General features: G+C 52.4%; 1 rRNA gene. It reads right to left on the reverse strand.

Annotated features, from left to right (window positions below):
* Positions 1-1,114, reverse strand: a 23S ribosomal RNA gene (locus ACFXN8_RS26475); the annotation flags it as partial.

Below are 1,114 nucleotides of genomic sequence, written 5' to 3' on the forward strand. Positions count from 1 at the left end.
TCATGCGCTTGCACGCTCAAGAGCACCCCTTCTCCCGAAGTTACGGGGTCATTTTGCCGAGTTCCTTAACGAGAGTTCTCTCGCACACCTTAGGATTCTCTCCTCGACTACCTGTGTCGGTTTGCGGTACGGGCACCTCTCACCTCGATAGAGGCTTTTCTTGGCAGTGTGAAATCAGGAACTTCGTCCATACGGACTCGCCATCACAGCTCAACGTTATAGTGTGCGGATTTGCCTACACACACGCCTTACTGCTTGGACGCGCATATCCAACAGCGCGCTTACCCTATCCTACTGCGTCCCCCCATTTCTCAAACGGTGAGGAGGTGGTACAGGAATATCAACCTGTTGTCCATCGCCTACGCCTATCGGCCTCGGCTTAGGTCCCGACTAACCCTGAGCGGACGAGCCTTCCTCAGGAAACCTTAGTCATACGGTGGACGGGATTCTCACCCGTCTTTCGCTACTCATACCGGCATTCTCACTTCTAAGCGCTCCACCAGTCCTTCCGGTCTGACTTCAACGCACTTAGAACGCTCTCCTACCACTGACATCGTAGATGTCAATCCACAGCTTCGGTGAATCGTTTAGCCCCGATACATTTTCGGCGCAGCGTCACTCGACCAGTGAGCTATTACGCACTCTTTAAATGATGGCTGCTTCTAAGCCAACATCCTGGTTGTCTGTGCAACGCCACATCCTTTTCCACTTAACGATTACTTTGGGACCTTAGCTGGTGGTCTGGGCTGTTTCCCTTTTGACTACGGATCTTATCACTCGCAGTCTGACTCCCGTGTATAAATATCTGGCATTCGGAGTTTGTCTGAATTCGGTAAACCGGGATGGCCCCCTAGTCCAAACAGTGCTCTACCTCCAGTATTCTCATCACGAGGCTAGCCCTAAAGCTATTTCGGAGAGAACCAGCTATCTCCAAGTTCGATTGGAATTTCTCCGCTACCCACACCTCATCCCCGCACTTTTCAACGTGCGTGGGTTCGGGCCTCCAGTAAGTGTTACCTCACCTTCACCCTGGACATGGGTAGATCACCTGGTTTCGGGTCTACGACCACGTACTAATTCGCCCTATTCAGACTCGCTTTCGCTGCGGCTCCGC

Origin of the sequence: Lysinibacillus sp. NPDC059133 (assembly GCF_042755925.1) — a bacterium.
Classification (GTDB): Bacteria; Bacillota; Bacilli; order Bacillales_A; family Planococcaceae; genus Lysinibacillus.